This window comes from Oxalobacteraceae bacterium OTU3CAMAD1, from assembly GCA_024123915.1.
Lineage (GTDB): Bacteria > Pseudomonadota > Gammaproteobacteria > Burkholderiales > Burkholderiaceae_D > Rugamonas.
Window position 1 is genome coordinate 4,567,062 of the sequence record CP099650.1, and the last position, 23,755, is coordinate 4,590,816.

Consider the following 23,755-nt stretch of genomic DNA (forward strand, 5'->3'; position numbering starts at 1 on the left):
ATTGGCGTTCCCGCGCGCAGGTCATCGCGGCGCGGTCTATCCGGCTTTCCATTAGGCGCGCACTAAAGAAACGGAATCTTGCGAAACCGCCCGCCGGGCCGGGGCGCGCGGCGCGCTGGACGCTGCGTCCCTGGCGAGCCGGGAGCCGCGCCCGATGCCGTGGTACTCAAATCCGTACGCGTCCATCGCCTCCGGCTCGAACAGATTGCGCCCATCGAAGATGACCGGCTGTTTCAGCGCCGCCTTGATCTTGCCGAAATCGGGGCTGCGAAACGCCTTCCACTCGGTGACGATCGCCAGCGCGTCGGCGCCGGCCAGGGCGTCGAGCGGCGCGGCGGCGAAGCGCACCCGCGCCAGTTCATCGGCGCGCAGATCCAGCGCCAACATCCGCGCGGCCTCGGCCATCGCGACCGGGTCGTACACGGCCACGGTCGCGCCCGCGCGCAGCAACTGGCGCAGCAGCACGCGCGCCGGCGCCTCCCGCATGTCGTCGGTGTTCGGTTTGAACGCCAGTCCCCACACAGCGAAATGCATGCCGTCCAGATCGTCGCCGTAGCGCCCGAGGATCTTGCGGCCCAGCAGCTGCTGCTGGTGCTCATTGACCGCCTCCACCGCGCGCAGGATCAACAGCTCCTGGCCGAAGCGCCCGGCGGTGCGCGCGAGCGCCCGCACGTCCTTGGGAAAGCACGAGCCGCCGTAGCCGGCGCCGGCGTACAGGAAGCCGTGGCCGATACGCGGATCGGAGCCGATGCCGCGCCGCACCGCCTCGATATCGACGCCGACGCAATCGGCCAGGTTGGCCAGTTCGTTCATCAACGAGATGCGCGTGGCCAGCATGGCGTTGGCGGCATACTTGGTGAATTCCGCCGAGCGCACGTCCATCCAGTGGGTGCGTTCGTGATTGCGGTTGAAAGGCTTGTAGAGCGCGCGCAGCAGGTCACGCGCGCGCTCGCCGTCGGGCGTGCCGTCGCAGCCGATGACGATGCGGTCGGGCCGCATGAAATCCTCGACCGCCGCGCCCTCCTTGAGGAACTCGGGGTTGGAGACGACCGAGAAAGCGGCATCGGACGCGCGCCTGCCCAGCTCCTCGCGCAGCACGGCGGCCACGCGCTCGCCGGTGCCGACCGGCACGGTCGACTTGTCGACCACCACCTTGAAGCCGTGCATATGGCGGCCAATCGCGCGCGCGGCGGCGAGCACGTGCCGCAGGTCGGCAGCGCCGTCCTCGTCCCCCGGCGTGCCGACCGCGATGAACTGCAAGTCGCCGTGCTCCACGGCGGCGGCGACGTCGGTGCAAAAGCGCAGCCGTCCGGCGTCGCGGTTGCGTTCGACGATCTCCTCCAGCCCCGGTTCGTGGATCGGCATGCCGCCGCTGTTGAGCAGCGCGATCTTGCCCTCGTCCAGGTCGAGGCAGACGACATCATTGCCCAGTTCGGCCAGGCAGGCGCCCGTCACCAGGCCGACGTAGCCCGTTCCGATGATGGTGATTTTCATACTGGCGCCCCGCCTGGTTGGAACGGATCGAGAAATTGCGACATTGGGATACTCCTCAAAATAAGGGGAAGGAAAGGAAAGGCCACGCTACGGCGCCCCGCCCTGCATGATCACGCGCCCGGAACGCCCGGGCAGCTCGCCCCAGCCCAACGGCGACGTCGGCAGCGGCGCGTGCCGGACTTTCTCGTAGTAGTCGGCCATCGCGCCGAACCGGTAGCCCTGCGCGCGCCAGCCGAGCAGCAACTGCTCGAACACCGGCGCCAGCTTTTGTCCCTCCAGTTCGGCGTGCAGCGTGTAGACATGGTCGCGCGGGGCGCCTGCGGTCAGCGACAACAGGTGCGCCGCGACGTTGTCCGCCGTGATCGTCCTGCCGTCGATCGCGCGTCCGAGCAGTTCGTCGAGCGTGGGCAGCGTCGTGGGCAACTGGACGCAGTCGATCAAGCGGTCGCCGGCCACCACCCGGTGCGGTCCGCTGGCCGGGTCGCGCAGCGCGCCCCGCTCGTCCAGCGCCGCGCGCCCGTCCGAGGCGTAGCGGTAGCCGGCCGCGTCGTGTTCGGCGAAGGCGGCGGCGTTCATCTGCCAGCCGGCCGCGCCATGCGTGCGCGTGGCCACGCCGAACACGTCGACATGGCGGCGCGCGGCCTTGCGCATCATCTCGCGCGTCCAGTCGGCGCCGCGCGCGGCCACGTTGTCCTGCCACCGCACGTGGTCCCAGGTGTGGATGCCGCATTCGAAACCGGCGTCGCGCACCGCGCGCAGCTGCGACGCGCAGCGCCGGCCGATGTCGGGACCGGGCAGCAAGGTGCCGTACATCAGCGTCTTCAGGCCGTAGTGCTCCACCACCGACGTGCGCGCGACCTTGTTGAAAAAACCGGGTCGCAGCGCGCGCCGCAGCGCCCAGCCGGTATGGTCCGGGCCGAGCGAAAACAGGAACGTGGCGTTGGCCCCGTGCGCGCGCAGCATGCGCACCAGGTTAGCCACGCCCAGACGGGTGCCGCGATAAGTGTCGACGTCGATCTTGAGCGTCAACAGTGGTGGAGTCGCCGCCATCAGTCGATCAACGCCTGCGCCTGCGCGACCTGGCCGCGATAGGCGTCGAAGATGCGCCGCAGCGCGTCGGCCATGCCGGTGACGGGCTTCCAGCCCAGGTCCGTGCTGGTGTTGGTGATCTTCGGCACGCGGTTCTGCACGTCCTGGTAACCCTCGCCGTAGTAGGCGCCGGACGTGGTCTCGACGATCTTCACCCGGCGCGCCGCTTCCGCGTACTCCGGGTAGTCGGCGGCCAGCGCCATCATCATGTGGGCCAGCTCCCGGATCGAATAATTGTTGACCGGATTGCCGATGTTGTAGATTTTTCCACTGGCGACGCCGTCGACGTTGGCGATGATGCGCACCAGCGCGTCGATGCCGTCGTCGATGTAGGTGAAGGCGCGTTTCTGCGCGCCGCCGTCGACCAGCGAGATGGCCTCGCCGCGCACGATGTGGCCGAAGAACTGCGTCACCACGCGCGACGAGCCCTCCTTGGCGGTGTGGATCGAGTCGAGCCCCGCGCCGATCCAGTTAAAGGGGCGGAACAAGGTGAAGTTCAGTCCCTCCATGCCGTAGCCCCAGATCACCCGGTCCATCAGCTGCTTGGCGTTGGAATAGATCCAGCGCGGCTTGTTGATTGGGCCGCACACCAGTTCGGAGTTTTCGGGATCGAACTCCTCGTCGTGGCACATGCCGTACACCTCCGACGTCGACGGGAACACCAGGTGCTTGCCGTATTTGGCGGCCGAGCGCACGATCGGCAGGTTGGCCTCGAAATCGAGTTCGAACACGCGCAAGGGTTCCTTGACGTAGGTCGACGGCGTGGCGATGGCCACCAGCGGCACGATCACATCGCATTTCTTGACGTGGTATTCGATCCACTCCTTGTTGATCGTGATGTCGCCCTCGTAGAAATGCATGCGCGACTTGTAGGCCGGGTTCTCCAGAAGGCCGGTGATGCGGTCGGTGTGCATATCCATGCCAAACACCTCCCAATCGGTGGTTTCGAGGATGCGCTTGGACAGGTGATGGCCGATAAAGCCGTTGACGCCAAGGATAAGGACTTTTTTCATGGTTTTACTCGGGTGATGTCGATCTGCGCCGCCGAACTGGCCAGCATGGTTTGTAACTGTTGTGGCGATACTTCCACCGCGCCGTCCAGCAACGAGGAGATGGCCAGCATGCGGCCGTCACCGCACACGCCGACGATCCCGCCGTCGAGCACTGCCAAGCCGCAAGCCATGCCTGTTGCCACGCTGCCCGACAGCAGGCGCGCCCGCGCCAGTGTCAGGCACACGCCGCCCACCTCCGTGTGGGCGCCGGGATAAGGCGGGGCCACCGCGCGGTGCAGGTTGTAGACGGTTTGCGCGTCGGCGCGCCAGTCGATGCGGCCATCGGAGGGCGTGCGCCCGCCGAAGTAACTGCCCTGCCGCAGGTCGTTGTCGCGGCGCGGCGGATCGCCCGCCAGCAGCGCCGGCAGCACGCCCCACAAGGTCTGCTCGGCCGCCACGGTGACCTTGCCGAACACCTCGAAGGCCGTGTCGTCTGGCAGGATGGGCACCGCCGTCTGCGCCAAGATGGCGCCGGCGTCGGGCTTGACGGTCATCTCGTGCAGGGTCGCGCCGGTGCGGTCGGCGCCATGCAGCACGGCCCAGTTGACCGGCGCGCGGCCGCGAAACTTCGGCAGCAGGGAGCCATGCATGTTGTAGGCCGGCGCCACCGCCAGCACGGCGACCGGCAGCATGTGGCGGTAATAGAAACTGAACAGGAAGTCCGGTCGCGCCGCGCGCACGGCCGCCAGCAGCGCCGGATCGGCGGGATCGGGGTGTACTGCGGTGGCGATGCCGTGTTCGCGGCAAACCGCTCGCACCGAGCCGTACCAGATGTTCTCGGCCGGATCGTCATCGTGCGTGATCACTAGCGCCACGTCCACGCCGCCGGCCAGCAGCACCCGCAGGCACCGCACGCCGACATCGTGGTAGGCAAACACCACGGCCCGCAGCGCCGCGCCTTGCGCCGTCACCGCCCCACCCCGCGCTGTTCCAGCGGCAGAATGGCCGCCGCATTGGCGGCGTCGGCCACCTGCCGCCGCGCCGCCGGCGCCGGCTCCTCGAGGATGGTTTGAACCACATAGCGCGGCCGCGCGCGCACCTGCTGGTAGATGCGGCCGATGTACTCGCCCAACAAGCCGATGCCGAACAGGATCACGCCCATCAGGAAGAACAGCAGCGCGAACAAGGTGAACGCGCCCTCGGCCTCGGCGCCGAGCAGCAGCCGGCGCGTTAGCAGCACCAGCACCAACAGGCCGGAGGCTCCCGACAGCGCCATGCCCAGCATCGAGAACAGTTGCAGCGGAATGAGCGAGAAGCCGGTCACCAGGTCGAAGTTGAGCCGTATCAGGCTGTAGAACGAATACTTCGACGCGCCAGCCACGCGCTCCTCGTGCTCGACCACGACCTCGGCCGGATTGCGCGCGAAGGTGTAGGCCAGCGCGGGCACGAAGGTGTTGACCTCCGCGCATTGATTGACCAGGTCGATGACATTGCGGCCGTAGGCACGCAGCATGTTGCCCTGGTCGGTGATGCGGATGTTGGTGATGCGTTCGCGCATCCGGTTCATCGCCTTCGACGCCAGCGTGCGCCAGGCCGAATCCTGGCGCACGCGCCGGATCGAGCCGACGTAGTCGTGGCCTTCGCGGATCTTGTCGACCAGCTTGCCGATTTCCTCGGGCGGGTTTTGCAGGTCGGCGTCGAGGGTGACCATGATCTCGCCGCGCGCCGACTGGAAGCCGGCCAGGATCGCCATGTGCTGGCCGTAGTTGCCGTTGAACAGCACCACCCGGGTGACGTCGGGGCGCCGCCGGAACTGCTCGGCCAACAGCGCCACCGAGGCGTCGCGGCTGCCGTCGTTGACGAACACGATTTCATAGCTGCTGCCGAGCGCGTCGAGCGCCGGGTACAGGCGCGCGAACAGGCCGGGCAGCCCCGCCTCCTCGTTGTAGACCGGAATGACGATGGACAATTCTGGCGTCATGGCAATGCTTTCGTTAATTGATTGGAGATCACGAGCCGGCGCCCGTCGCGTGCCACCAGCCGCATCGGCACGCCGCGCTGGCGCAGCCGGTCGTACAGTGCCTGGCTGGCGATGGCCACTGAGGGCCGGCCGGCAGCGCTGTCCCGCCGCCATTGGGCGACGAATTCGTCCAGCCCGGACAGCGCCAGATGCGGTTCCTGTTGCAGCCCGAAGCCGAATTCGTCCGCGTACTCGACCAGGATCGCCGGCCGGCCCAGGTAGAAGGTCAGCGACTGCTCGTAGCGGCCGACCGCGTACAGCTTGGCGGTCGGCGTCAGTTCGGCGCGGATCGCCGGCAGCAGCGCGGTGCCCGCGCGGTCCTTGCCGTACACCTCGAAACCTGCGACGATCAGGTGGGTGGCGAGAAAGCCGGCTACCGCCATCGTCAGGACGGTCGAATCGCGCCGCTCTCGGGCCGCGTGGAACCATGCGAGGCAGCCGCCGACCAACATAATGCATCCGGCGAACATCAGCCACGGCTGGTAGCTGCGCAGGTTGTGCGGCGCAGAGCCGGCCGCGCCCACGCCCATGCCCATCGTCAGCGCCACCGGCACCGCGACCACCAGCGCCGCGCCCACCGCCGCCAGCAGCGCGGCGGCGACCATGTGCGGGCGGCGGCCGGCGGCGTCCAGGCACAGCGCCGTGAGCAACGCCAGCGCCGGGAACACCGGCACGATGTAGCCGGGCAGCTTCGAGCTCGACATGCTGAAAAACACGAAAATGAAGGCGAACCAGATCAACAACAGCAATCGCGGCTGGAACCGGCCCGGCGCGCGCCTGGCGCCCGCCGCCAATGCGTGCGGCAGCCAGCCCAACCAAGGCAACATGCCAGGCAGCAGCAGCATGATGAAGGCGTACCAGGGCCCCTCGCGCTTGTGGCCAGGGCTCAGGAAGCGGTCGAAATGCTCGTGAATGAAGAAGAAATACGGCTGTTCGGGGTTGCGCTGGGCGACCAGGATGAACCAGGGCGCGGCGATGGCGAAAAGCAGCAGCAATCCCTTGCCCATGTGCAGACGGGTCCAGACGCGCCAATCGCGCGCGGCGGCGCCGTAGAGCACCAACATGGCGCCCGGCAGCACCACGCCGACCAGGCCCTTGGCCAGCACCGCAAGTGCCATCGCCGCCCATGCGACCAGCATCCAGGCGCGCCGCTGGCCGGCGGTGGCGTCATCGCGCTGGGCGATCAGCACGGCGGCCAGGCAGGTGGCCATCATGCCCGACAGGCTCATGTCGAGCGAATTGATCTGGCCCGATGCCAGCCAGAACAGGGTCGACGCCAGCACCAGGCCGGCATACATCCCGACGCGGGGGGAGAACACCACGCGGCCGGCCCAGGCGGTCATGACCACGCCGACGATGCCGCAGACGCCGGTCCACAGGCGCGCCTGCCATTCACCCAGGCCGAACAGGGTGAAGGTCAGCGCGTTCATCCACGCTTGCAACGGCGGCTTTTCGAAATATTTAATGCCGTTCAGGCGCGTGGTGATCCAATCGCCGCTGGTAAACATCTCCCTGCCGATCTCGGCGTAGCGGCCCTCGTCGGGCGGTACCAGGGTGCGCACGCCGAGTGCGTACAGCGTGATCAGGACGAAGCCGCCGAACAGCATCCACAGCAGCGCCGTCGACAACGGCGGCGTGGCGCCGGCGCGCGTGGACGGCGGCGTCGGGCGCGCCGCGAGGGCGTCGTCGAGCAGCGCGTCGCCGGCGCCGCCGGTGAATGGCTGGCGTGCCCTGTTATGCATGGCATCGAGGTTCATTGGGGCACCTGCGGGATCAGGATCGATTCGACGGCGGCCACGACGCGCTCGACGTCGTCGAAAGTCATCGCGTGGAACATCGGCAAGGTCACCGTCAGGCGGCCGACGCGCTCGGCGACCGGGAACATGCCCTCCGCGTAGCCGCGCGCGCGGTACAGGCTGAACAAATGAATCGCCGCGTAATGGAAGCCGGTGCCGATCCCCCGACGCGCCATCGCCTCCATGAAGTCGGCGCGCGTGGACGCCCCCCGGTCGGGAAGGATGATCTGGAACAGATGCCAGTTGCTGTGGTCGAAATCGGCCAGCGGCAGCCGGGCGCCGCTGGCGGCCTCGAAGCCATCGCCGAAGCGGGCGAAATAGTGGCGCGCCAGCGCGTGCCGGTGCGCGGTGACGGCCTCGATGTTGGCGAACTGGCCCAGGCCGATCGCCGCCATGATGTCGCTCATGTTGTGCTTGCCACCGGGGAGATCGACATCGATGCCGTCGATCCCGCTTCGGGTGACGCCCTGCAGGCGGTGCCTGGCGGCCAGCGCCGCTTCCTCCGCGTCGTTCAGCACGAGGCAGCCGCCCTCGCCCGTGGTCAGGTTCTTATTCGCTTGAAAGCTGAACGACACCAGATCGCCGAAGGCGCCGACGGGCCGGCCCCGCCAGCGCGATCCGAACGCCTGCGCGGCGTCCTCCACCACGCGTAGCCGGTGGCGCGCGGCGATCGCGTACAGGCGCTCCATGTCCACCGGCAGGCCGGATAAATGCACCGGGATCAGCGCGCGCGTGCGCGGCGTGATGGCGGCTTCAAGTCGATCAAGATCGATGTTGCGGGTGGCCGGATCGATGTCGGCGAACACCGGCGTCGCGCCGACGGCGAGGATGACGTTGGCGGTGGCCGGCCACGAGATAGGGGTGGTGATCACCTCGTCGCCGTGGCCGACGCCGGCCACGCGCAGGGCGATCTCCATGGTGCAGGTTCCGGAGTTGAAGGTCAATACGGGCCGCCCGCCAAAATAAGCGGACAGGCGCTCCTCGAACTCGCTTACTTTGGGGCCGCTGGTGATCCAGCCGGAGCGCAGCACGTCGCCGACGGCGGCGATGGTGGCCTCGTCGATGGTGGGCCGGGAGAACGGCAGGAAAGGCAGCTCGCGCGTCATGGGCGATAGCCACCAACGCGGGGCGCGCGTTCCGGTGTGACGGTTAGTTGTTTGGTCGAGCTGAAAATACGCGTGAACCGCATGATTGTTTCTCCGAGTGCCGAGGCAGGGAGATCATCATCAGGCTAGTTCACTTACTGAACACTTACCGGGGGAAGTGATTGACTATCCCCCGGCCGTCCCTCACGCTAGTTTGAACGGCATGTCGCGCACCGGCTTGCCGGTCACCCGCGCCAGTGCGTTGGCGAAGGCCGGCGCCAGCGGCGGCAAGCCCGGTTCGCCGATGCCGGTCGGCGGTTCGGCGCTCGGCACGATGTGCACGTCGACGGCCGGCATGCTGGTCATGCGTGGCACCGCAAAGTCGCCGAAATTGCTTTGCTCGACCACGCCGTCCTTGAGCGTGATCGCCGCGCCGGGCAGACACATCGACAATCCCATGAGCGCTCCGCCCTGCACCTGCGCCTCGATGCTGCGCGGGTTGACAGCCAGGTTGCAATGCACGCCGGCGGTGACGCGGTGCAGCACCGGCTCGCCCTCCTTGACCGACGCTTCCACCACGTACGCCACCACGCTGTCGAACGACTCGTGCACCGCCACGCCCCAGGCGCGGCCGGCCGCCAGGCGGCGCTTGCCGTAACCGCTCTTGTCGACCGCCAGTTGCAGCGCCGCGCGGTGGCGCGCCTGCTTCGGACTGAGAAGGCGCATGCGGTACGCCACCGGATCCTGCTTGGTCATGCGCGCGATCTCGTCGATCAGCGTCTCCATGACGAAGGCCGTGTGGTTGGAGCCGACGCTGCGCCACCACAGGACCGGCACATTCTGCTTCGGATGGTGCACGGTCAGGCGCATCGGGAACGGATAGGGATCGCGCATGCCTTCGGTGGCGGTGCCGTCGATGCCGTTCTTCACCTGGAACGGTTCGAACGGCGAGCCGGCCGTGATCGACTGGCCGACGATCGCGTGGTCCCACGCCAGCACGTTGCCGCTGGCGTCGAAGCCGATATGGGCCCGGTGCAGGTGCATCGGACGGTAGTAGCCGCCACGGATGTCGTCCTCGCGGCTCCAAACGGTACGGATCGGCGCCACCACGCCGGCCGCGCGGGCGGCCTTGGCGATCTGGCACGCCTCCACCACGAAGTCGTTGGTGGGGACGGCGCGGCGGCCGAAACCGCCGCCGGCCACCGCCACGTTCATCTTGACCTTGTCCTGTTTGAGGCCCAGCACGCGGGCGGCGGCGACGGCGTCGAGGCCCGGCATCTGGGTGCCGGTCCACACCTCGGCGGCGCCGTCGTCGAGCTTGACGGTGCAGTTCAGCGGCTCCATCGGCGCATGGGCGAGATACGGGAACACGAAGTCCGCCTTGATGCTCAACGGCGCGCCGGCCAGCGGCGCCATGTCGGCGTCGAACTTGCGGTTGCCGGGCTGGCCGGCCAGCTTGCGGAACTGGGCGAGTTGCTTTTCGCTGTCGACCTTTTCGACGTCGTCGGTGTTCCACTCCAGCTTCAGGGCATCGCGCCCGCGCTTGGCGTTCCAGTAGCCATCGGCCACCACGGCCACGCCTTCCGCGCCACGGTCGAGCGGCACGCGCAGCACGGCGCGCACGCCCTTGATGGCGCGCGCGGCGCTGTCGTCGACCGTCTTAATGCGGGCGCCGAACACCGGCGGCCGCGCGACCACCGCCGTCAGTTGGCCTTCCAGATTGGTGTCGATGCCGAACGCCTGCTTGCCGCTGCTCTTGGCCTTGGCATCGATGCGGCCGGTGGCGCGACCGATGATGCGGAAGTCCTTGGGGTCCTTCAGCACCACCTTTTGCGGCACCGGCAGCGCGGCTGCGGCTTGCGCCAGCTCGCCATAAGTCAACTGGCGTCCGCCCGGCCCCAGCACCTTGCCGGCGCGGGTTTGCAGGGTCGCCACGTCGACGTTCCAGCGCTGCGCGGCGGCCGTCAGCAGCATGGCGCGGGCGCGCGCGCCCAGTTCGCGGTACTGGGTATAACTGTGCTTGATCGCGCCGGAGCCGCCGGTCATGTGCATGCCGAAGACCGGATCGACATAGGCCGGATCGTCGGTGCCCATCCGGGCGGTGACGAGCGACCAGTCGGCGTCGAGCTCCTCGGCGAGGATCATCGGCAGCCCGGTCTGCACGCCCTGGCCGAATTCGAGCCGGTTGATGGTGACCGTGACGACGCCGTCGGGCGCGATCTGGACGAAGGCCAGCGGCTGCTCGGTCGGCTTGAGGCCGGTGGCCTCCTGCGCCATCGCCATGCCCGGGAACGTTCCCAGCGCCAGGCCGGACAAGCCCATCACCTTGAGAAAGGCGCGGCGCGGCGGGCTGGCCGTGGCCGTGCCCTGTTCGCGCTCGATCATGTTTTGCAGCGCGCGCGGCAATTCCTTGGGATTGAAGTTGGTCAGCATGGTGGTTCCTTTAAGCGAGGGTGCGGGCGGCGTCGGCGACGGCGGCGCGGATGCGGGCGTAGGTGCCGCAACGGCAAATATTGCCGGCCATGGCGGACTCGATCTCAGCGACGGTCGGCTGCTTCCCGCGCGGCAGCGTTTTGAGGAAGGCGATGGCGCTCATGATCTGGCCGCTCTGGCAGTAGCCGCATTGCGCCACGTCATGCTTGACCCATGCCGCATGCACCGCCTTGCCGACGCGGTCGCTGCCGTCGGTGGCCGCTTCGATGGTGGTGATCTTCTTGCCGTCGGCGGCGGAGACCGGCGTGACGCACGAGCGGATCGCCTGGCCGTCGAGGTGCACGGTGCAGGCGCCGCACAGCGCCGCGCCGCAGCCGAACTTAGTGCCCGTCAGGCCCAGGGTGTCACGCAGCGCCCACAGGATGGGCGTGTCGGCGTCGACATCGAGGGCGCGCGCGCTGCCGTTGACATTGAGTGTGGTCATGGTAAGCGTATCTCCAGTGAAAGGTTATCTAGAGCAAGTATGACTTCGCCCCACTGGAAAGCGGTTGCCGAATCCGCCCGATATCTTGCCTAAACCGATGGTTTTGCCGAACGGCAGGCCCTTACCAAACGTCGCAGTAAGCCAGCGAGGACGACAGGGCGCGATGGGCGTTTGCCTGTTCGATCAAGGTGTCCGCCCGCGCCTCGAACGCCTGCACCGCGTCGACGCCGGCAGCGAAACGCTGCGGCGGCGCGTCGAGCCCGGCGATCTGCACGATCGCCTCGGCGAGCTTGACGGGGTCGCCGGGCTGGGTGCCATCCATTTTTTTCCATGCCGCCACGGTCTCTTTCGTGCGCTCGGCATAGTCGGCGACGGAGGTGGCGGCGAACGTGGTCGAGTCGCAAGTCAGTAAGCTTGTCCGGAAGAAGCCCTTGTCCGGATCGCGTCCGGTGGCGACGACGCAATGGCCGGCGGCCAGCGCGGCCCTGGCGATCTCGAGGCCGAGGCCGCGACCGGAGCCGGTGATCAGCCATGTTTTTTTGTCGGTCATGCGGGTTCCTTTGCGTGGTTGGAGGTACTGAAAGCTATGCCAGCCAGTGTACGGCGACCCGACCCGATTCACGTTGCCGAAACCGACGCGGTCCTTGCCCGATTCGCCGGTTTGCCGCCGCTGTTGCCCGCCAACGGTAAAAAATCTGCATTGTCGCCAGCGTGACAAAGTCGGCGGTGGTTCTCGCATACGCTGGAAAAACCGGCCTGGATGCGATCCGCGGGCCGCCGCACGCTGGAGGTCGGATCGATACCATCTTTCAATCAATGGACAATAAAATGAAAAAAATATTGGGGACACTGACTTTGCTGGGCGTATGCGGCACCATGGCGAGCGCGCATGCGCAATCGTCGGTCGCGATCTACGGCACCCTCGACGCGGGGATCGCCAAGGTTTCGGGGGCGACGGCGCAAATCTCTAAGCGCGACAACAACAAGCTGGGATTCCGAGGGGTCGAGGATCTCGGCAACAACTTGAAGGCCCTGTTCCAACTGGAGATACGCTTCGAATCGGACACCGGCACCGTTGAATCGGGCTCGCGCCCGCTGTTCCAGGGGCAGAGCCGGGTCGGCCTGCAGGGCGGTTTCGGCACCGTGCGGCTGGGGCGCGGCCTGACGGCGTACCAGGAGTCGAGCATCCCGTTCGAGCCGTGGAGCGGCCTGCCGACCGTGGTGCCGGGCTCGCCCGGCGGCGCCATCGGCCCGGGCTTCCAGTCCGACCTGCACGTGGCCGGCTACACCAGCGACGCGCTCGGCCCGGCGGGCAACTCGCGCAACCGCTTCTCCAACGCGGTGTTCTACAACTCGCCGGTGTTCGGCGGCTTCCAGGTCAACCTGACGGTCGGCGCCAAGGAGGCCAACGGCAATCCGGCGCTGATCGGACGAGGCACCGCGCTGGCGCCGCAGTACCCCGCCAACAGCGTGCCCTCGGCCAACCCCTACTCGGTCAGCACGACCTACACCCTGGGCCGCTTTGGCGCCATGGCCGCCTACGAGCGCAACGCGGTCGAATCGAAGGTGTGGGCCGTGGCGGCGTCGTTCCGGCCGACGCCGGATCTGAAGCTCATGGGCTCGTACCAAAAGCAGGACCAGAGCCATACCATGCTGGTCAACCCCGACACCAAAGCCTGGCTACTGGGCGCCAACTACACCGTGGGCGTCGGAAAGATACTGCTGGGCTACGGCCAGCGGGTGCCGGACGGCGCGCCGCACGTCAAGCAGGCGTCGGTCGGCTATGAGCACAACCTGTCGACCCGCACCTACCTGTACGCCGATCTGTCGAACAAGAAAACCCCGCCGACGGGCAGCCCGAATGTGTTGGGGAGCTACACCTACTACGGGATGGGCGTGCACCACAACTTCTGACCGCCGGATCGACTCAATAAAAATATCAGGGGACATCAAATGTACATCATGCATATTCTCAAGCCGGTGGCCGCTTGCGCGACGCTGCTCATGGCGGGCTGCGGCGGCAACGATGGCGCCAACATCACCCCCGACACGCGGCAACCCACGGCCCGGCAAGCCTGCGATGCGCTCAAAGGCCGGTCCATCGGCGGCGCGACGATAGGCTCCGCCGTCCTTGTGGCGCAGGCAACGGCGATCCCGGCCTATTGCAGGGTCTCGGCAAAAATCGAGCCCCGCCTGAACTTCGAACTGCGCCTGCCGGACAGCTGGAACGGCAAGCTCTACTACGGTGGCGGCGGCGGCTACAACGGCGTCATCCCGGACGCCAGCGGCTTCAATCTCAGCGCCCTGCTGCAGGGCTACGCTACGGTCAACAGCGACTCGGGCCACCAGGGCTCGCCGCTGGACGCCTCTTTCGCGCTCAACGATACCAATGCCGCGCAGCTGTTCGGCAGCCTCTCCATTCCGACCGTGATGTCGTCGGCGCTCGACATGGTCAGGACGGCCTACGGCGCGGCGCCGAAGCGCGCCTATTTCGAGGGCTGCTCGAACGGCGGGCGCGAGGCCCTGATGATGGCCGAACGCTACCCGAACCTGTTCGACGGCATCATCGCGCGGGCGCCGGCCTATAACTGGGTCGGCTTCATGGGCGCGTTCAACCGGACCGCAGTGGCGTTAGCGGCCCCGGGCGGCCAGTTCACCACCGCGAAACTGGCCTTGCTGGCGCAATCGGTGCGCAACGCCTGCGACGGCAAGGATGGCATCGTCGATGGCATGGTCTCCAATCCCGCCGCCTGCACCGCCACCGATTTCAATCCGGCGTCGCTGCGTTGCGCCGGCGGCGGCGACACTGGCGACGCCTGCCTGTCGGACGCGCAGCTGGCCGTCGTGCGGTCATGGACCACGCCGGCCGTCTTCAGCGGCAGCCCGACCTACCGCAACGCCGGCTGGCAGCTCAGCGGCAACGAGGACGCGCCGGGCGCCTGGCCGGCCTGGGTCACGGGAAACGGCAACGCGCAGGGCGCGCTGCAGTTCCTGTTCCAGGACACGACTGTGAAGAACTATCTGGCGCGTAATCCGGGCGCCGATTCGCTGAACTACGGGGCGTTCGATCAGAACCAGGCCGCGCTGTACGCGCTGGAGGCGTTGAACTCGGCCACCAGCACCGATCTGCGGCCATTTAAAGACAGCGGCGGAAAGCTGATCCTGTGGCACGGCACCAACGACGCGGCGTTGAGTTACCAATCCACGACCGAGTATTACCAAGGCTTGCAGACAAGGCTGGGCGGCGCCGGCGCGGTCGCCGAGTTCGCGCGGTATTATCTGGCGCCGGCGGTGGACCACTGCGCGGGCGGACCGGGAGCGGACAATAGCGACTTGCTGGGCGCGCTGGATAACTGGGTGGACAAGAACGCCGCGCCGGCGACGCTGGGCGCGTCCAGGCTGGCGGCCGACGGCACGGTGGTGTTGAGCCGGCCGCTTTGCCCGTATCCGCAGTACCCGCGCTATACGGGGCCGGCGAGCGATGCGCAGGCGGGCAGGTTGGCGGCGAACTATTCTTGTACCCAGCCGCCCATCTAAATCACGTAGGGCGGATTAGCGCAGCGTAATCCGCCAATGCGTGCGTTTCGACGACGCATGCATTGGCGGATTACGGCGTTCCGCCTAATCCGCCCTACGTGGATCTGCGGTAACGCGGGGTCCCGGGCCGAAGCCGCCACCTGCGCCTTAGGGGCACGTGTTTATGTTTCCGCGCCACTCTTGGCTTCCGCTTCCGAGGCGAAGGCGCGCAGCGCCGCGATGTCGAGTATGCGGATGGAGCCGTAGCTCGCTTGCAGCAGTTGCGCATCCTCGAGCCGGTGCAGCGCGCGGTTCACCAGTTGGCGCGACACCCCGGCCAACAGCGCGATCTCCTCCTGCGAAATCCGCAGCATCGTCGCCGTGCCCGGATACAGCTCGGCGTTGAACAACTCGGCCAGACAATGCGCCACGTGCCTTTCCGGCGCCGAGGAACGGAAATGCTCCACGCGGATGACAAACTGTGCCAGCCTGGCGTTCAACTGCTCGATCAAAAACCGGTTGAACGGCAGGCTGCACCCCAGCAGCCAGTGGAAGGTCGCGGCCGGCACCTGGGCCAGGCGGCTCGCGCGCAGCGCCACCACATCGTAGGGACGATTCTCGTTCTTCAACACCGAGCCTTCGCCGAACCAACCGCCCGTGGGGATGCCGATCAGCGAGGTCGGCCGCCCTTCGCGCGTGACGTTGGAGACTTTCACCAGCCCCTCCACCACGCCATACCAATACTCGGCGCGCACGCCGCGATGGCAGACCGTCTGTCCGCCCTCCGCCATCAGCTCCGACGTGTCACCGAGGACCCGCCGCAACTGCTCCGAAGTCAAATTACGGCCCCACAAGGACGATGTTATGAATTCTTCGATCTGCTCACTCGCCATTGTCTACAATTCAAGGTTGCTGTTCACGGCGACTGCAAAGGAGCGGGAACGACGCTGACACCCTGCGCGGTGGCGGCGGCGATTTCCGCAGCACGGGCTCGGCCGTACCCATCCCGCTGCTGTAATCTCCGCCAATAATACCGTACTGATTCCGGAAACTCCGCCTCCAGCCCCAGATACTCGGCCAGCAGCAGCGCGTAGCCGACCGAGATGTCGGCCATCGTGAAGCGGCCGGCGCACAGCCAGTCCCGCTCCGCCAGCAGCGGCTCCAGGGTCCTCAGCCTGCCTAGGAACCAGCGGCGGTAATCGGCGACCGCCTGCGGCAGGCGGCGCTCGGCCGCTTCCAGCCGCTCGTAACGCAGCACGATCGTTTGCGGGAACGTCAGCGTGGCTTCGCCGAAGTGCATCCAGTTCAGGAACGGACCGTAATCGCCCTCCTCCGGCTCGACGATCAGGCTGGAGGGACCGTACTTCACGCCCAGATAGTGGCAGATCGCGACCGATTCCGTCATACGCAGCTCGCCGTCACACAGCAGCGGCACCGTGCCGAGCGGATTTTGCTGAAGATAGCTTCTGTTGGTGAACCGGGGTGGAAAGGCCTGCATCTTCAGCTCATAGTCCAGCGCGAGCTCTTCCAGCGCCCACAAGGGCCGGAACGAGCGCGCGGCGACGCAGTGATACAAGCTGATCATGCCGCAACGAGCCCGAGGTCGCCGGCGACCTGTTCGCGCAGCACGAACTTTTGTATCTTCCCGGTCACCGTCATCGGGAAGGCGTCGACGAACACGATGTAGCGCGGCACCTTATAGTAGGCGATCTGTCCCTGGCAGAACGCGCGGATTTCCTCCGCATCGGCCTGCATGCCGGGACGCAGGATGACGCAGGCGCACAGCTCCTCGCCGTATTTCTTGTCCGGCACGCCGACGCATTGCACGTCCTGGATCTTGGGGTGCCGGTACAGGAACTCCTCGACCTCGCGCGGATAGATATTCTCTCCGCCGCGTATGACCATGTCCTTGGAGCGGCCGACGATGGTGGCATAGCCCTCTTCGTCGATGACGGCCAGGTCGCCGGTATGCATCCAGCGCGCCGCGTCGATGGTTTCGCGGGTCTTTTCGTCGTCGCCCCAATAGCCGAGCATGACCGAGTAGCCGCGTGTGAGCAATTCGCCCTTGACGCCGCGCGGCACGATGCGCCCGGAGCCGTCGACGATCTTCACCTCCAGGTGCGGATGCACGCGGCCGATGGTGGACACGCGCAGCGCGACCGGGTCGTCGGTCGAACTTTGGAAACTGACCGGCGACGTCTCCGTCATGCCGTAGGCGATCGTGATCTCGTTCATGTGCATCGTGCCGATGACCCGGTTCATCACCTCGGTCGGGCAAGGCGATCCGGCCATGATGCCGGTGCGCAAGGTCGACAAGTCATAGTTGCCGAACTCCGGGTGATCGAGGATGGCGATGAACATCGTCGGCACGCCGTGCAAGGCTGTGCAGCGTTCCGTCTGCACCGTCTCCAGCACCGCCTTGGGCTCGAAGCCCTCGCCCGGGAACACCATGGCGGCGCCGTGCGTGACGCAGGCCAGGTTGCCCAGCACCATGCCGAAGCAGTGGTACAGCGGCACCGGGATGCACAGCCGGTCGTCGGCGTCCAGGCGCATCGCCTCGCCGATGAAGAAGCCGTTGTTGAGGATGTTGTGGTGGGTCAGGGTCGCGCCCTTGGGCGCGCCGGTGGTGCCGGAGGTGAACTGGATGTTGACCGGGTCGTCGAACTGCAGCGCCTGTTCCACCCGCGCCAGATGCGCGAGCTGGTCGTCCGTGGGCGGCGCCAGCAACTCGCTGAAGTTGAACATGCCGTCGGTGAGCTCGTCGCCCAGCCGGATCACATGACGCAGATGCGGCAAGCGGTCGGACTGCAAGGCGCCGGGCTTGGCGTGGTGGATGGCCGGCACGACGTCGCGCACGATGGCGATGTAGTCGCTCGACTTGAACGCCGGCGCCAGGATCAGCGCGCTGCATTGCACTTTGTCGAGCACGTACTCGAGCTCGGAACGCCGGTACGATGGATTGATGTTCACCATGATCAGTCCGGCCCTGGCGGTAGCGAACTGCACCAGCACCCACTCGGCGCAGTTCTGCGACCAGATGCCGACCCGGTCGCCTGGCTTTAGGCCGAGCTTGAGCAGGCCGGCGGCGGCGCGCGTCACCCGCTCGTCGAACTCGCGGTAGGTCCAGCGCACGTTTTGATGGGGCACCACCACGGCGTCGCTGTCGCCGTGGCGCGCGGCGACCGACGCCAGATACGGGCCGATCGTCACACCGATGAGCGGCACGTCGTGGGCGCCGTGAACGTAGCTCAAATTTTCCTGCATAAAATCTCCTTGTGGCGAGCGCCACGCGCTGTCTCGACTATTTTTTCACCAGCGGGCAACCCGATTGCGCCAGCGGGCGGAACGCCTCGTTGCCGGGGATGACGTCGACTACCTTGTAGTAGTCCCACGGCGATTTCGACTCGGCCGGTTTCTTCACTTGCAACAGTAGCATGTCGTGCACCATTCGGCCGTCCGCACGCAAGGTGCCCTTCGGGATGACGACGTCGTTGACCGGCAGCTCGCGCATTTTTTTCATGACGGCGGCGGTGTCGTCGGTGCCGGCCGCCTTGACCGCCTTCAGATAGTGCGTCACGGCAGAATACATGCCCGCCTGCGCCATCGTCGGCATTTTCTTCTGGATAGCGAAGAAGCGCTTGGACCAGTCGCGCGTGCCGTCGTTGTAGTCCCAATAGAAACCCTCGGTCAGGTACATGTCCTGAGCATACTTGAGGCCGATGGCGTGGACGTCGCTGATGAACATCAGCAGCGGCGCCACCACCATGCCTTTGGCGGCGATGCCGAACTCGCCGGCCTGCTTGACGGCGTTGACGGCGTCGCCGCCGGCATTGGCCAGGCCCATGACCTTGGCCTTGGACGCCTGCGCCTGCATCAGGTAGGAGGAAAAATCGTTGCTGTTCAACGGGTGCCTGGCCGAACCGAGCACCTTGCCGCCGCCCGCCGTGACCACGTCGGAGACGTCCTTCTCCAGCGACTTGCCGAAGGCGTAATCGGCGGTGAGGAAATACCAGCTGTCGCCGCCGCGCTTGAGGAGTGCCTTGCCGGTGCCGACCGAGCTGGAATAGGTGTCGTACATCCAGTGCACGCTGGTGCTGGTGCACTTTTCGTTGGTGATGACGCTGGAGGCCGAGCCGACCACGATGGCGAGCTTGTTCTTTTGCTGGGCGATGTCCATGACGGCCAGCGCGGCGTTGGTCGGCACCAGGTCCATCAGCACGTCGACGTTTTGCTGGTCGATCCATTCGCGCGCCTTGTTGGCGGCGACGTCGGCCTTGTTGTGGCTGTCGGCCGAGATCAGTTCGATCGGCTTGCCGAGCACGGTCTTGCCGAAGTCCTCGATCGCCATGCGGGCGGCGACGATCGAGCCCTGCCCCGACAGGTCCGAGTACAGGCCGGACAGATCGGTGAGCACGCCGATTTTGACGGTGTTGTTGCTGACCTGGGCGGTGGCGCCGGCCGCGACGGTGGCCAGCATGGCGGCGGCCAGCGACATCTGCGTAAGCTTCATGGTTTGTCTCCGTTATGTTTTCTATTTTTTTACGCTTACGTAAACGTAAGTCAACAATCAGCGTAGCACCGATGGTTTTGCCGAATTGTCCGTACGGCGACAATTGGACGGTTTTTTGTCGAGTTGTTTTACTGCAACGTTTTGATCTCCCCGGCGCTAATTGTCGTTGCCGTTACGTTTCCGGGCCGATGTACGGACTACGATAAGAGGCGCGCTAAGAAAAACCGTTGCCGTGCGGGCGCAAAGACCATAAAGACAATCTTTCAAGGAGACGAGAATGAAACAACTGCTGAAGTCGATGTCCGTCGCGGCCTGCGTGCTGGCCCTCCATATTCCGGTGTTGGCGGCCGACGACCGCGGCACGGCCGCCGAGGCCACCGCGCTGGTCCAGCGCGCCGCCGAGTACCTGAAGGCAAACGGTCCGGCCAAATCCTACGCCGCGTTCAACGACACGGCCGGCCAGTTCAAGGACCGCGATTTATACGTGTTCGTCATGGACATGAACGGCAAGATGCTTTCGCACGGCGCCAACGCCAAGCTGATCGGCAAGGACTTGACCGCCCTGAAGGATTCGGACGACAAGCTCTTCATCAAGACGATGCTCGACGTCGCCAAGTCCAAGGGCAAAGGCTGGGTCGATTACAAATGGCCGCATCCGGTCACCAAGGCGATCGAGCCGAAATCGACCTATGTCGAGAAGGTGGACGACCTGATCGTCGGCTGCGGCATCTATAAACAATAAAGCGGACCGTCAGGATTCCTGCAGGCGCCGGATGTCCCTGAGCGGCGGCGCGCCGAACAGCCGCGTGTACTCGCGGCTGAACTGCGAGGCGCTCTCGTAGCCCACCCGCATGGCGGCGCTGCCGGCGTCGATATCCTCGTTGAGCATCAATTGCCGCGCGTCCTGCAGGCGCAGCTGCTTCAGGTATTGCAAGGGGCTCATGCCGGCGACCTCGCGGAAATGCTGGCGGAAAGTTGACGGACTCATGTGCGCCTGCATGGCCAAGTCGTCTATCGGAAAATTCTTTGTGAAGTGCTGCTTCAGCCAGGCGATCACCCTGGCGATCTGCTGGCTCGGCGAGCCGGCCATGACCAAGCGGCGCAAGGTCGGCCCGTGTTCGCCCGCGAGCAGGCGCACGGCGATCTCCTGCTGCACCAGCGGCCCCACCAGCGGCACCAGCGCCGGTTCCCGAAGCAGGCGCAGCAGCTGGATCAACGCGCGCCGCAGGCCGGCATCGGGCGTGGCCACCGTCATCCCCAGCGACGAGCCGGTCGACGCCGGCGTGGGGAAATCCATGGTGGCGGCCACCTGCCCGATGACGCGCGCATCCAGTTGCAGCCACAGGCCCAGATACGGTTGTTCCGGGGTGGCGCGCGTCACATAGGTGACCACCGGCAGGTCGACCGACGTCACCAAGGTTTGTCCGGGCTTGAAGTCGTAGATGTCGGTGCCCAAAGTCACGCGCTTTTCACCCCGCACCGCCATGCCCAGGCCCATGCCCAGAATGCAGGGCATGGGGTCGGTCGCGGTGCTGCGCCGGTACACCATGAGCTCGGGGACCGGGGTGGCGTAGTCACCGTCGGTTTGGGCAATCTCACTGATCAGGTCGGCCAGATCGTCTTCCGCCGCCGACGTCGTTTCCACTCCAACATTCATCGCATCCTCGCGTTCAAGCCAACATCCCGGAGCGTAGCACGGCTTGCCGGCCGGTTTTCCGGCCTGCATGACGACTCGTCAAATCAGGCAAAAAGCCCATCGGATCCGGCAACCGGTTTTGACCGGCGCGGCGCCACAATGTCGGCACTCAGCAACAATTCACGGCCACGGCCATCAACAGGATCAACGATGAAAAAAGTACTAATTATTAACGCACACCAGTTTTACGAAGGCTTCGCTTCGGGCAAGTTGAATCAGAAAATGGCCGGAGTAATCAAGGACGAAATGGCGCAGCGGGGTTACGAGGTCATGGAAACGTCGATACAGGAAGGCTACGATATCGCCGCCGAAGTGCAAAAACACGTGGATGCCGATCTGATCGTGCTGCAAACGCCGGTCTACTGGTTCGGCACGCCGTGGATCTACAAGAAATATGTCGACGAAGTGTTCACCGCCGGACTGGTGCAGCAGAGCTTGCTGACCGACGACGGCCGCACCCGTGACGATCCGAGCAAGCAATATGGCAGCGGCGGCAAGATGCAGGGCAAGAAATACATGCTGTCGCTGACGTGGAACGCGCCCGCCGCGGCCTTCGGCGACCCTCGGCAATCGCTGTTCGATGGCAAAACCGTCGATGATGTCTTCGTCGCCAACACCGCCAACTACAAGTTCTGCGGCGCCGAGGTCCTGCCCTCCTTCTCCTGCCACGATGTAGTGAAGCAGCCAGACGTCGAAGGAGACGTCGCGCGACTGCGCAAGCATCTCGCCGTGCTCGGGTTCGACTACCATCTCTGATGCGGAAGCGCCGTTAATTCAACGGCTGATAGCCACCGCCCAAGGCTTTGTAGAGAGCGCCGTGGTGCCACGGAATTCGTCACGCCGCAATTCCAGCAGCGCCTGCCGGGTGGCATAGGCCGTGCGCTGGGCGCCGTGGTCCACACCGGCGTGACCACTTCCGACAGCGCGACGATGCCGCCGCCGGCGTTGCGCACGTAAAGCTTCAGCACGTCGTCGACGTTCATGCGCGCCGCCGCGTCGGCCTGGATGATCACCTGCTGCACCCGGCCGTTGTTGACAAAGTCGTTCACATAGGTCGAGCCCATGGCGCCGGTCAGCGTATCGCTGATGGTGGTGAAGGACACCCCCAGCGCCTCCGGCTTCTGGCGGTCGATGTAGAGCCGCACGCTAGTGCCCGAAGGCAGGCCGTCGGGATAGACGCCGGTTACCCGCTAGCTCTGCGCGGCCGTGTACCTGGCGCGCAACCCGCAGCGCGTGCTTAGCCGCGCCGAGCTGCTGGCCGGCTGCCTGCCCGAAGGCGACCCGCTGGAGCGCACCGTCGACAGCCACATCAGCAAACTGCGCCGCAAGCTCGAGGACGCGGGTGTCGCCGGCATGCCGTTCAGCCTGCGCCGCGTCGGCTACCGCATGGTGCAGCCGACATGCGCGAACCAGGTCACAGCCGACAGATCCTGTGGTCGATGGTCGCCGTGGGCGCCGGCATGGCGGTGGCGGTGATGGTCAGCCTGTACATTTTTTACACGCTGTGGACCCTGTTCTATCCCGAATCGGCCTTGGCGCGGCCGGAGAAACTGATCCCCACCTGGTCCGAGTGGATCTTCATGGGGTCTGCTGGCGCTGGCAGCCATGGCGGTGGCAGTGGCGGTGGTAGCGGCGAAGCGGCTGCGCGGCGGCTGCTGCCGCCGCTCAACTCGGTGGCCGACAGCGTGCGCCGCGTAGCGCGCTGAGAACTGCACGCGCGCCCGTCGCCGGCGACCGCCCGCTGAGCGGGACGGTCGCGCTGGTCGACGACTTCAACTCGATGGCCGAACGGCTGGAGCGTACCGCGCACGAGCTGGTCACGTGGAACGCCGCCATCGCCCACGAGCTGCACACGCCCGTCACGATCCTGCGCGTGCGCCTGCAAGGGCTGGCCGAAGGCGTGTTCGCGCCCGACGAGGCGCAGTTCCGCAGCCTGCTGCGCGCCAGCGGTGGCAGCGGCCTGGGGTTGGCGGTGGGCAGGGCCATCGCGCAAGCGCACGGCCGCCGCGCCGATAGCAGCGGCGCCGTCTTCAGCATCGCCCTCCCATGTCACGTCACGCTGAATGAATCTAAAACACGTAGGGCGGATTAGCGTAGCGTAATCGGCCATGCATGCCCCTCGGCGGCTCAACCATGGCCGATTACGGCGTTCCGCCTAATCCGCCCTAGTGTCTCCCGGGATATTCGCCGATCCCGGGTCAATCCAATTCCACGCCGTCCTGGCTCGCGCCGCCGCTCGTTTAGCGTGCGAAATGCGGATGACGCCCTTGACCACGAACGAACGCCAGTTGTGAAGGCGCGGAGAACCGATGAAATAATTATCTTATAATTCACATTAATTAATTAATAATTCTAATTGCCTTTAGTAACTGGAATGATAAAAATCAATTAATCGGCAGCAACCGGAAGCAATATGTCGCTAGTAGCATAAATGCCACACAAAAAAAATATTTATGGAACGGCCTCAAAAAATCATATTATTATAAAAATATAAATTCCAATAATTTCAACTAGGGTTCTAATCATGCATTGGTCATCCAACCATCGCGCTTATCCCGACACGTCCATTCCACACGGCGATCCGTCAAAAACCGGACTGATCCGCATCACAGGCCGCTTTCAGCGACACCGAGCTTGGAC

Annotated in this window: 21 protein-coding genes and 2 pseudogenes; 7 read left to right on the top strand and 16 right to left on the bottom strand. The window is 65.8% G+C overall.

What is annotated here, in order from left to right:
* Positions 1-51 precede the first annotated feature (51 nt).
* The 10 genes from NHH88_19575 to NHH88_19620 form a co-directional block, all read right to left on the bottom strand.
* A complete protein-coding gene (locus NHH88_19575; GenBank protein ID USX11897.1) occupies positions 52-1,494 on the bottom strand; it encodes a UDP-glucose/GDP-mannose dehydrogenase family protein in 1,443 nt (480 codons plus the stop codon).
* A gap of 87 nt (positions 1,495-1,581) precedes the next feature.
* A complete protein-coding gene (locus NHH88_19580; GenBank protein ID USX11898.1) occupies positions 1,582-2,544 on the bottom strand; it encodes a polysaccharide deacetylase family protein in 963 nt (320 codons plus the stop codon).
* Complete coding sequence (locus NHH88_19585) at positions 2,544-3,596, bottom strand: bifunctional UDP-4-keto-pentose/UDP-xylose synthase (protein ID USX11899.1); 1,053 nt, start codon at positions 3,594-3,596, stop codon at positions 2,544-2,546. Before NHH88_19585 ends, NHH88_19580 begins: the two co-directional genes overlap by 1 nt.
* Positions 3,593-4,525: a formyltransferase gene (locus NHH88_19590; GenBank protein USX17383.1), complete on the bottom strand. Its 933-nt coding sequence runs from the start codon at positions 4,523-4,525 to the stop codon at positions 3,593-3,595. The genes NHH88_19585 and NHH88_19590 overlap by 4 nt, the downstream gene beginning before the upstream one ends.
* 17 nt (positions 4,526-4,542) lie before the next feature.
* The gene (locus NHH88_19595; protein USX11900.1) at positions 4,543-5,556 is read right to left on the bottom strand and encodes a glycosyltransferase; all 1,014 of its coding nucleotides are present in this window, start codon (positions 5,554-5,556) and stop codon (positions 4,543-4,545) included.
* Entirely contained in the window at positions 5,553-7,202 is a 1,650-nt protein-coding gene (locus NHH88_19600; protein USX17384.1) for a glycosyltransferase family 39 protein, read from the bottom strand. Before NHH88_19600 ends, NHH88_19595 begins: the two co-directional genes overlap by 4 nt.
* Positions 7,203-7,348: 146 nt before the next feature.
* Positions 7,349-8,497 carry a DegT/DnrJ/EryC1/StrS aminotransferase family protein gene (locus NHH88_19605; protein USX11901.1) on the bottom strand — a complete coding sequence of 383 codons (1,149 nt, stop codon included), beginning with the start codon at positions 8,495-8,497 and terminating at the stop codon, positions 7,349-7,351.
* A 183-nt stretch (positions 8,498-8,680) separates the two neighbouring features.
* A complete protein-coding gene (locus NHH88_19610) occupies positions 8,681-10,909 on the bottom strand; it encodes a xanthine dehydrogenase family protein molybdopterin-binding subunit (protein USX11902.1) in 2,229 nt (742 codons plus the stop codon).
* A 10-nt stretch (positions 10,910-10,919) separates the two neighbouring features.
* Positions 10,920-11,393: a (2Fe-2S)-binding protein gene (locus tag NHH88_19615; GenBank protein ID USX11903.1), complete on the bottom strand. Its 474-nt coding sequence runs from the start codon at positions 11,391-11,393 to the stop codon at positions 10,920-10,922.
* A 121-nt stretch (positions 11,394-11,514) separates the two neighbouring features.
* Positions 11,515-11,943: a hypothetical protein gene (locus tag NHH88_19620; GenBank protein USX11904.1), complete on the bottom strand. Its 429-nt coding sequence runs from the start codon at positions 11,941-11,943 to the stop codon at positions 11,515-11,517.
* Positions 11,944-12,221: 278 nt separating this feature from the next.
* Here NHH88_19620 and NHH88_19625 point away from each other — a divergent pair, with 278 nt between their 5' ends.
* Positions 12,222-13,307, top strand: coding sequence for a porin (locus NHH88_19625; protein USX11905.1), 1,086 nt, complete (start codon positions 12,222-12,224; stop codon positions 13,305-13,307).
* A 39-nt stretch (positions 13,308-13,346) separates the two neighbouring features.
* Positions 13,347-14,930 carry a tannase/feruloyl esterase family alpha/beta hydrolase gene (locus NHH88_19630; GenBank protein USX11906.1) on the top strand — a complete coding sequence of 528 codons (1,584 nt, stop codon included), beginning with the start codon at positions 13,347-13,349 and terminating at the stop codon, positions 14,928-14,930.
* A gap of 161 nt (positions 14,931-15,091) precedes the next feature.
* Here the strand turns inward: NHH88_19630 and NHH88_19635 are convergent, their stop codons facing one another.
* Genes NHH88_19635 through NHH88_19650 form a run of 4 tightly spaced genes read right to left on the bottom strand, consistent with a single transcriptional unit; the run spans position 15,092 to position 19,419 of the window.
* A complete protein-coding gene (locus NHH88_19635; GenBank protein ID USX11907.1) occupies positions 15,092-15,802 on the bottom strand; it encodes a Crp/Fnr family transcriptional regulator in 711 nt (236 codons plus the stop codon).
* A gap of 23 nt (positions 15,803-15,825) precedes the next feature.
* Positions 15,826-16,494 carry a glutathione S-transferase family protein gene (locus NHH88_19640; protein USX11908.1) on the bottom strand — a complete coding sequence of 223 codons (669 nt, stop codon included), beginning with the start codon at positions 16,492-16,494 and terminating at the stop codon, positions 15,826-15,828.
* Positions 16,491-18,173: an AMP-binding protein gene (locus NHH88_19645; GenBank protein USX11909.1), complete on the bottom strand. Its 1,683-nt coding sequence runs from the start codon at positions 18,171-18,173 to the stop codon at positions 16,491-16,493. The genes NHH88_19640 and NHH88_19645 overlap by 4 nt, the downstream gene beginning before the upstream one ends.
* Before the next feature lie 37 nt (positions 18,174-18,210).
* Positions 18,211-19,419, bottom strand: coding sequence for an ABC transporter substrate-binding protein (locus tag NHH88_19650; GenBank protein USX11910.1), 1,209 nt, complete (start codon positions 19,417-19,419; stop codon positions 18,211-18,213).
* 277 nt (positions 19,420-19,696) lie between these two features.
* Here NHH88_19650 and NHH88_19655 point away from each other — a divergent pair, with 277 nt between their 5' ends.
* Positions 19,697-20,161: a cache domain-containing protein gene (locus NHH88_19655; GenBank protein ID USX11911.1), complete on the top strand. Its 465-nt coding sequence runs from the start codon at positions 19,697-19,699 to the stop codon at positions 20,159-20,161.
* A gap of 9 nt (positions 20,162-20,170) precedes the next feature.
* Here NHH88_19655 and NHH88_19660 read toward each other — a convergent pair whose 3' ends face one another.
* Positions 20,171-21,076 carry an AraC family transcriptional regulator gene (locus tag NHH88_19660; protein ID USX11912.1) on the bottom strand — a complete coding sequence of 302 codons (906 nt, stop codon included), beginning with the start codon at positions 21,074-21,076 and terminating at the stop codon, positions 20,171-20,173.
* Between the two features lie 189 nt (positions 21,077-21,265).
* Between NHH88_19660 and NHH88_19665 the strand changes: the two genes are divergently transcribed.
* Positions 21,266-21,871, top strand: coding sequence for an NAD(P)H-dependent oxidoreductase (locus tag NHH88_19665; protein ID USX11913.1), 606 nt, complete (start codon positions 21,266-21,268; stop codon positions 21,869-21,871).
* Positions 21,872-22,008: 137 nt separating this feature from the next.
* Here NHH88_19665 and NHH88_19670 read toward each other — a convergent pair.
* A pseudogene (locus tag NHH88_19670) lies at positions 22,009-22,320 on the bottom strand (efflux RND transporter permease subunit).
* Between the two features lie 7 nt (positions 22,321-22,327).
* Between NHH88_19670 and NHH88_19675 the strand changes: the two are divergent.
* From NHH88_19675 to NHH88_19685, 3 genes and pseudogenes are all read left to right on the top strand, one after another.
* Positions 22,328-22,504, top strand: a pseudogene (locus NHH88_19675) (winged helix-turn-helix domain-containing protein).
* A gap of 11 nt (positions 22,505-22,515) precedes the next feature.
* Complete coding sequence (locus tag NHH88_19680) at positions 22,516-22,821, top strand: hypothetical protein (protein ID USX11914.1); 306 nt, start codon at positions 22,516-22,518, stop codon at positions 22,819-22,821.
* 74 nt (positions 22,822-22,895) lie between these two features.
* Positions 22,896-23,207, top strand: coding sequence for a hypothetical protein (locus NHH88_19685; protein USX11915.1), 312 nt, complete (start codon positions 22,896-22,898; stop codon positions 23,205-23,207).
* The last annotated feature ends 548 nt before the right edge of the window (positions 23,208-23,755 follow it).